Below are 7,666 nucleotides of genomic sequence, written 5' to 3'. Positions count from 1 at the left end.
ACGTAGATGTATTGCCCCTCCTGACCAATTGCAATACCGTTAAATTCGTGACTGTAGATGGTGGCCGTTCGTCCGTAGTCTTCGGTAATGGCTAGTAGTTCAAACGTATAGTTTCCGTCAGCCTGGCGGGTGCCACGCACCACTTTTCCTTTGGTGCCTTTATCACCGTTTGAACTGATATTACCTACCAAAAACATCAGATCCCCTTGTAAGCGAAATCCCTGTAGACTTGTGATACCATGATCTTCAGCAGTAGCAATCAGTTCCTCTGACTTCCCATTTTCATTAAACCGATAGATATCGCCACTTTTGGTATTGTAAAGAATAGCTTTAGAAGCTAGGTCATAATTGATTCGCACCCCTCCGCGCTGAGGAGCAGCAAACCTCTCAATAGTTATTCCTTCACGGAGAGCCACCGGTTTTTCTTCTTCCGGTAAGTTAGCCTGTTCAGAAGATTCAGAAGTAGAGGATGCTCCGCAGGCAAATAATAACGAGCTGAATAGAACAATAGTAATTTGAGATATTTTCATTGGCCCATTTCCTCTTTAATCCAGTAAGGACGGGACATACCGTTTAGATCCCACACAACTTTTCCCGCTCTAATAGTTAACTCACACTCCAGTTTTTGGTTTCCATTCATACGATAACCTCCTGCATCAATAAAGCCGAATTCACCTTCCTGTATATTCAGTACGGCTACGTCGGCTACGGCCCCTTCACTCAGATGCCCTAGGTGGTCTTGCTTAATTGCCTGAGCAGAATTCCAGGTAGAGGCGGCAATAACGTCTTTTAATTCCATATTCATATTCAGAAATTTAGACATCACATTGATCTGACTCTTCATACCAGCATTCATACTGCCGGTATGCAAATCGGTACTAATTGTATTGGGGCGAAACCCTTCTTTCAGGGCTGGAATAGCCTGACGAAACAGAAAGCTTCCTCCCCCGTGACCAACATCAAAAATAATTCCTCGCTCCTGGGCCTCCCAAACATAGTCGCGTACTTTACCTCGTTCGTTTACAATGGGAATCCGTCCTGGCACGTGTCCGAAAGTATGCGTAAAAATATCACCCGGTCGCAAGTGATGCAGCAGCAGCGAATCTAGTGGAAGAGGAGGAATCGTTCCACCAAAATCTACCATCACGGGTACATTGGCAATTCTTCCGGCTTCTACCGCTCGATCTACTGGCTTCCAATTTGGTCCAGCGTAGTGAGCAACTTTAATACCGACAACTTCAGGGTGACGTTTGGCAACCATACCAGTCATTTCAGCATCCATATCACTTGTATCCTGTTCTTGCTCGCCCCCTTTCATGCCTCCGCCCACAATGTTTAAAAAGGAAAGCACTCGGGTTTTTGAGCGATTGATGGTCTGATCCTTGAATGTTTCAAAATTTTTCCATCCGGCTCCGCCCACATCTACCAGCGTAGTTACTCCAACCCGAAACGAAAAGCCATCGGGAGGTAAAGCAGTAAAGCTATTACTTAAGTACGCATCCGGCTCGGTACCGTGAAAATTATGAGAGTGAATATCAATAAGCCCGGGAGTTACGTAAAAACCCCCAACTTCAATAACCTGTTCCGCCTCCAATGCATCAATCTGCTCGGCAACTCGAGCAATTTTTCCGTTTTTAATAGCGACATCCATTGGGCCATCAATTCCGTTCTTTGGATCAATCAGATGCCCATCGTTCAGCAGTATGTCGTAATTTTGAGCAGAAGAAGAAAAAGAGAGAAGCAAGCCACTGCCAATCAGTATAAAAAGGATGATGTATTTCATCGGTAAGGTTATATTTTCAGATGTTCAAAGTTTTGAGTTTAGAGTTATTTGATAATACTCTAACACCAAAACGCTTTAACGCATAATTTTAAGCACTGGCTTCTAAAAGCACTTCCCGTAGGCGGTTCGCCACGGCTCGCTCTTGCCCGGGAATCAACATCCAAGTAGTGATCTGAATTTCGGGGTTGCTACCCCAACCAGCTACCTCAATTGACGGATGACTGCTACGCATGGCTTCGTGCAAGGAGTCGTTACTGTGCTTAACCTTCTTATCATTCCAGGCTACCTTCAAAGTGGGTACGTGGTTGGCTAAATCAGGAACAAAGGGTTCGGTGGTTACTCCCTCAATATCCGTCACAGCATCTGCGATGTGAGCGATTTGCTGCTCCCATATCTTCCACTCAGCTTCATGGTCTTTGTTCACGTATAGCTCCAATGCCACCATCATGCCTAGTATCTCTTCTTTATTTACTTTCATCCCTCGCCCTACAGTGTTGCCTCGGGGTGGCGCATGCATTCGAGCTGCGGCAATTAAGTCTTTTCGCCCTAATAATAACCCAGCACTTTGCGGGCCTCGGATGCCTTTCCCCCCCGAGAAGCAAACCAGATCAAAACCCATTTGGGTATATTTCCAGAGATTCTCTACTGGCGGTACATCAGCCGCGCAATCATTAAAAGTAGGTATATTATGCTTCTTGCCTGCCTCTATCCAGGCTTCGTGTTTAATTTCACCCAACCGGTTATTAGCATTCAGAAAGAAAAGCATCGCTGTTTTCTCACTAATTGCTTGCTCTAGTTCTTCTTGAGTATCAACGTATACAATATGGGCTCCGGTGTTACGAATGGCGTGAGCGTAGCCGATTTTATGCGCGTTTTGCATAATCACCTCTGACTTCATACCGGTGCCTTCCAGATGGGGTAGCTGGACAATATTTTCGGCATCCATACGGGCAATTACTCCGGCAGTACCGAAAGTAATAGCCGAGGCAGCTCCAGTGGTTACCGTTGCCGCTTCACATTTAACCATCGCCGCAATGCGCTCGCCTACTCTATCCTGAAGTTCATCTAGCGTTACAAACTCATTAGAAGCGTACAGAATCGACTCCATTACCTCTTCGGTCATCAGTGAGCCAGTCATGGAGGTATAAGTGCCTGCTGCATTAATAAAGGTGCGGATACCTAGCTCCTTGAAGTAATCGCGCCGCAGAGGTGCGGTAAGAATAGGAGACGCAGAAGCAATATTGCTTCCTAAAAGCCCTCCCACTAGGGGAAGGCTAGATAGGTTGCGAAGTAGTTTTCGTCGGCTTATCATAGATTTATAATTATAGTGAGGCAATGCAGTCAATCTCTACTAGCGAATCGCCTGGAACACCCCCGAATACGGCTACGGTAGTGCGCACCGGTGGATTGGGACCGAAGCGACCTTTGTATACTTCGTTCATCGCTGTGTAATCGCGAATATCGTGCAGGTAGACGTTCACCTTTAGCACTTTTTCCATAGACGACCCTGCTTTCTCCAGCTCCTTTTCTAGTTCCTTTAACACATGATCAGTATGGGCGGCAATATCGCCGTCGAAGTGAGCACCCTTGCCCGCAATGTATACGGTGTCACCGTGTACTACCGAGCCGGAAAATAGCGGCACATCCTGTTCGTCTTTATAAACATTGAATACTTTCTTGCTGGAAGAGGCGGCTTTAGCAGTTTGGACTCCCAAGGTAGAAGCCCCGAATACCGTAGCCACGGAGGCGAACATTCGCTTTAGTGTTGAGCGACGTTTGTTTTTCATAGATAGGTTTTTATGGTGTTAGTGTGTTTTGGTGTTATAGTTCTTCGTGTTATTGTAAGCTTAGAGCTTTACATAGTTTAAACTTAAACTCTAAACTATTCAATACTATAACTTAGCTCCGCCCACTATAGTACTATTTTAAGAGCGTGTTTGAACTTTGCCTTTTAGTTTTTTAACGGCTGTTTTCCACTCATACTTCAGCTGTGCCACAGTGGCATTTTTGCGAGTGATAGCTTAGGCTATCCCTCTTAAAAAGTGCTTCGACGGTTCGCCGCGCGACTCAAAAAAGCATCTCATAACAAATTCTAAATATAAAATCCCAAACACGCTCTAACTCTGTCAAAATAGAAATTATATTAGAATAGTAAAAACGGTCGAGTAAATGAATGCTATTTACTTCGTCGCATCTGCCAGGCCCGACCGGGTTCTTCTACCTGAAACGTTTCCATGCAGCCTCGGTCTTGCAGAGTAACGTAAGCCATTCGCCCGTCGGGGCCACCGAAGGCGATATTGGAAGGTAATTTGCCCGCCATCTCAATTTCCTGTAGCACTTCGCCCTCAGGCGATACTTTTACCACAGTACCTTTGCCATGGCGGGTAATGTAGAGGTTACCCGCTGCATCGCAGCGCATTCCGTCCATACCAAAATCGGAAAAGGTGATCAGTTCGCGTTTGTTGCTGATCTGCCCATCGGGCGATAGGTCGTAGGCCCATACTACGCGCTGCACACTTTCATTTACGTACAGCGTTTTTTCATCAGGGCTTACTTCCACTCCGTTGGTAGTGCCCATATTTTCTTCTAGTAAGACAGTGCTGCCGTCGGGACTAATTCGCCAAAGTTGGCCGGTTTCTGCCGACCAATTAGGATCACTAGCAAACAGCACATCGGTACTGGTAATAGCAATATCATTGGGCTGGTTCATAGCACTGTTATGAGCAAACACCGAAATAGACTGATCAGCCATATTTACTTTTAGAATATTGTGCTGGGGATAATCAGCAATCAGCATATCTCCCGCCTGATTAAAGCGGATTCCGTTACCCACACTTTCTTCGGGTAACTCAATAAATAGGGAAGCTTCACCGGTGGGAGTAATCTTTCCGATAGTTCCCTGCTTCTGAAAATTAACCGCGTAGATATTCCCCTCGGCATCCACTGCTGGCCCTTCAATACCTTTAGTGAAACTACCTTCTTCCGTAAAATCTTGACTTTGGTACAGCGATATACTTGAACTGGTTTGATTACGAGAAACAGTATCTTCTGAGGTAGCATCTTCCGACGCTTGGTTAGCGGAAGTACAGGACCATCCGGCAAATAGAATAAAGAAGTAGAAAAAATTAAGAAGTTTGAAGTACATAGAAAGTAATTTGCTATCTTAAACAGGGCTGATGATTCGGTTCGGCTTCTTATGCAAACACATATTTACTATAAAATCAACCGATATGAAACCTTCAAAGAGTATTTTGATAATGGGAGTGATGATGACCATTGCCACTTTTAGCTGTAAAGAAGAAGAGGATGACACTATTAACCTCCTTTTAAATAGCAATGTAGAAAGGGGAACCGATGCACCTAACGACTGGTTTTTTTCAGATGGCCAGGAGCAATACGTTGTTGATCTGTCGACAGAGGAAGCCTATTCGCCCCAAAAATCATTGAAAATTTCTAGCCAGGATAAAATTGAAGATGATTTCGCGCTTTGGGCACAATCTATCCGCAGAGACATTCCCTTTGGCCGAAACCTCACCCTACGGGCGAAGATAAAAGGCAACCTATCGGGCCAAGGGGTGAGTATTGCAATCCGAACTGATAAGAGTAATGATCGACTACAATTTGCTACCACTCAGGGTGATACCACTATTAATGGTGAGTTTGACTGGACAGAATATAGTGTAAATCTAAATGATGTTAGTAGTGAAACCGACAACATATTGGTCTACCTCATCTATTTACCCGAAACCAGCGGAGAGGTATATTTTGATGATATAACCCTGACTGCTAATTAAAATTGCTTTCTGCTATCATTCTTCTTGTACTACCAACTCAATATTTTCAAATGATACTTCCCCTTCCGTTCCGGCCATTAGGCGGAGGAATAGAACGATATAAGTAGTGCTCCGAGAATAGCGGGGAATGGTGAGTTCTTCCACGTAATTATCTAGCTTACCCGATACTGGATTTTCGGTAGTAGTCAGAAATAAATACTCCTCGGTTTGAGCCCCTCGTTCTCCTACCGGAGCGTGGAAAGCCCGGATAGAGATAGCAGCTCCAGGTCCGGTAAGTTGCTCCGAATTCATAGTTACTCTCAGAGTGACATCAGCACGTTCTGGAATGTTAGGGTTGTTGATCCGCCTGAGCCACCTCCCACTCTCCTCGGTAATGCTCCCGGGAATCAGCCTCATAGAGATACGATCACCTCCTGAACCATCAACCGAGCTAACCGAGCCCGCGTAAGCCCCTTCTCGGGAGGTGAATACCCATCGATCATCTTCCGTAGTAAATTGGTAAAATACCGAATCATTCACCCAACCCTCTTCATAGTCAATACATTGATCCAAAGCCGCCAATCTATCAATCAGCTCCGAAATATAGTAGGTCCTCTTTTCCTCTTCTGATTCTTGGTAAATCCTCCAAATATTGGTAGTAGAATTCATGAGCGAGAGTGGTGAACCATCGCAAAGCCTACTTTCGTCGTGGGATCGATTGAGAAAGGCGTGTCCTATTTCGTGAAAGAAGAAATTCTCCCGTTCAATATCACTGAGTTCCTGCCAGCCACAATCTTCAGCGGTAGATATTTCTATTCTTCGTAAGCCCGAGCCCTCGTAGTTAGAGTAGCCCCAACCACAGGAGGGTTCGCCATCTCGTTCAATTTCATCTAGGTAAACCGCCTCTACGTTAGAAAGGTCTAGATCGTACCCTCTTAGCCGGGCTTCTTCCTCAAAGCGATCCAAATATATCCTAAGATCAGGCAAGGCGGGAGCTTCGTTATCTTCTTGACAAGCTATGAAAGAAAGGCTTAGCAGCAGTAGGAAGGGTATTCGGCTTTGATTAATGTAACAAAATAGGGCTGAGTATTTTTGCGACTTAGAGTTTACCACTGGGTTGGCTGATTTTTGTGTTCGTATTAAGATAAGCCTTTTCAGCTATTTAAGCTAGCCTTCGGCGTAATATCAATTTCAAAACGACCACTGAGTTAGCATGGCCTCGTTCGCTTGGTCATTTTCAATTAAATGCAAGCGAAGCAAACCAGTAACTAGGTTATTAGTACCTAGTTTAGCTTCGTAGTAAAGGTCGCCCGGTTGGCGGACGAATAGCTGCCCACTCCAAAGTGTTGAGGTAGCAATAGTCGCGTAGGTTTGAGCAGATTCTAGCAGGCGACTATCGCCCAGAATTTCATGCGCATCTAAAGAAAATTGCAGAGCACTAGCCAAACTGTTCACCACAAAATCATTGGGCCACTCAGTACGTAGTACATTAGCCTTCGGAACGCTCATATCGCGGGTATCAATTACCGAAGCGATCATGTTGGTAGAAACGTTTCCGTAGTTATCTTTCCCATGCTCAATCAGATTATCGCAGTGGGTTTTTACATAATAAAGATAATCGGCATTCTGCCCAAAAGCAGAGAAGCTAAGTAGCAGAAACGAAAAGATTATTGAAGGGTAGTGCATAGCAAGGGAGTAGGTTGATGTCAGAGCTTAGCATAGTAGCATCAGCTAAGTTCAGCAATAGCTGTTTTACTAGGAAAGCTAACCAAAAACCCCTAAGTTCAGTACCGCTAAATACATTATATTTTACTGATCACTCAGATGATTACTGCTACGAAAATATACATAGCGTGGTTTTTTTCCTTGATAGCGTTAACCTCTTTGGCACAGACGATTGGTTGGTCTCCTGAGTTTAACACATCATCTAATGAAGGCCTCCGGTATGATCACGTTGATTCCATAAGAGGAAGCCGATTTCTCTACGATGAATTCATTGCGGGAACAGTTTACTTTAATGATAAAACCCAAGCGACTAACCTTCCATTAAGGTTGAACATTTATCATGATGAACTTCAATACGCGAAGGATAGCTCAATTTATGCCCTTG

At 44.7% G+C, this 7,666-nt stretch carries 8 protein-coding genes and 1 pseudogene; 2 read left to right on the top strand and 7 right to left on the bottom strand.

Annotation, left to right across the window (positions count from 1 at the left end; translation table 11 throughout):
- The 5 genes and pseudogenes from WBA23_RS24655 to WBA23_RS24635 all read right to left on the bottom strand — a co-directional run.
- Positions 1–530, bottom strand: a pseudogene (locus WBA23_RS24655) (hypothetical protein); the annotation flags it as partial.
- Entirely contained in the window at positions 527–1,783 is a 1,257-nt protein-coding gene (locus tag WBA23_RS24650) for an amidohydrolase/deacetylase family metallohydrolase (RefSeq protein ID WP_424584939.1), read from the bottom strand. The gene WBA23_RS24650 and the pseudogene WBA23_RS24655, both read right to left, overlap by 4 nt.
- An 88-nt stretch (positions 1,784–1,871) precedes the next feature.
- Positions 1,872–3,095, bottom strand: coding sequence for an aminotransferase class V-fold PLP-dependent enzyme (locus tag WBA23_RS24645; protein WP_424584938.1), 1,224 nt, complete (start codon positions 3,093–3,095; stop codon positions 1,872–1,874).
- Positions 3,096–3,105: 10 nt separating this feature from the next.
- Entirely contained in the window at positions 3,106–3,570 is a 465-nt protein-coding gene (locus WBA23_RS24640; protein WP_424584937.1) for a RidA family protein, read from the bottom strand.
- Between the two features lie 389 nt (positions 3,571–3,959).
- Positions 3,960–4,928 carry an SMP-30/gluconolactonase/LRE family protein gene (locus WBA23_RS24635; protein ID WP_424584936.1) on the bottom strand — a complete coding sequence of 323 codons (969 nt, stop codon included), beginning with the start codon at positions 4,926–4,928 and terminating at the stop codon, positions 3,960–3,962.
- A gap of 85 nt (positions 4,929–5,013) precedes the next feature.
- Here WBA23_RS24635 and WBA23_RS24630 point away from each other — a divergent pair, with 85 nt between their 5' ends.
- Entirely contained in the window at positions 5,014–5,577 is a 564-nt protein-coding gene (locus tag WBA23_RS24630) for a hypothetical protein (protein WP_424584935.1), read from the top strand.
- Positions 5,578–5,592: 15 nt separating this feature from the next.
- Here WBA23_RS24630 and WBA23_RS24625 read toward each other — a convergent pair whose 3' ends face one another.
- Both WBA23_RS24625 and WBA23_RS24620 read right to left on the bottom strand, forming a co-directional pair.
- On the bottom strand, positions 5,593–6,669 hold the full coding sequence (locus tag WBA23_RS24625) for a hypothetical protein (protein WP_424584934.1): 1,077 nt from the start codon (positions 6,667–6,669) through the stop codon (positions 5,593–5,595).
- 78 nt (positions 6,670–6,747) lie between these two features.
- Complete coding sequence (locus tag WBA23_RS24620) at positions 6,748–7,242, bottom strand: hypothetical protein (RefSeq protein WP_424584933.1); 495 nt, start codon at positions 7,240–7,242, stop codon at positions 6,748–6,750.
- A gap of 198 nt (positions 7,243–7,440) precedes the next feature.
- Here WBA23_RS24620 and WBA23_RS24615 point away from each other — a divergent pair.
- On the top strand, positions 7,441–7,666 hold a 226-nt coding region (locus tag WBA23_RS24615), incomplete at its 3' end, for a hypothetical protein (protein ID WP_424584932.1).

Origin of the sequence: Tunicatimonas sp. (assembly GCF_049647865.1) — a bacterium.
In the GTDB taxonomy this organism is placed as follows: domain Bacteria; phylum Bacteroidota; class Bacteroidia; order Cytophagales; family Cyclobacteriaceae; genus Tunicatimonas.
This window is presented reverse-complemented; position numbering and strand designations above follow the sequence as displayed.

Bases quoted from the DNA above. Each gene is read 5' to 3' on its own strand.
- WBA23_RS24635 (WP_424584936.1), bottom strand. From the start codon at position 4,928: ATGTACTTCAAACTTCTTAATTTTTTCTACTTCTTTATTCTATTTGCC.
- WBA23_RS24640 (WP_424584937.1), bottom strand. From the start codon at position 3,570: ATGAAAAACAAACGTCGCTCAACACTAAAGCGAATGTTCGCCTCCGTG.
- WBA23_RS24650 (WP_424584939.1), bottom strand. From the start codon at position 1,783: ATGAAATACATCATCCTTTTTATACTGATTGGCAGTGGCTTGCTTCTC.
- WBA23_RS24620 (WP_424584933.1), bottom strand. From the start codon at position 7,242: ATGCACTACCCTTCAATAATCTTTTCGTTTCTGCTACTTAGCTTCTCT.
- WBA23_RS24630 (WP_424584935.1), top strand. From the start codon at position 5,014: ATGAAACCTTCAAAGAGTATTTTGATAATGGGAGTGATGATGACCATT.
- WBA23_RS24645 (WP_424584938.1), bottom strand. From the start codon at position 3,095: ATGATAAGCCGACGAAAACTACTTCGCAACCTATCTAGCCTTCCCCTA.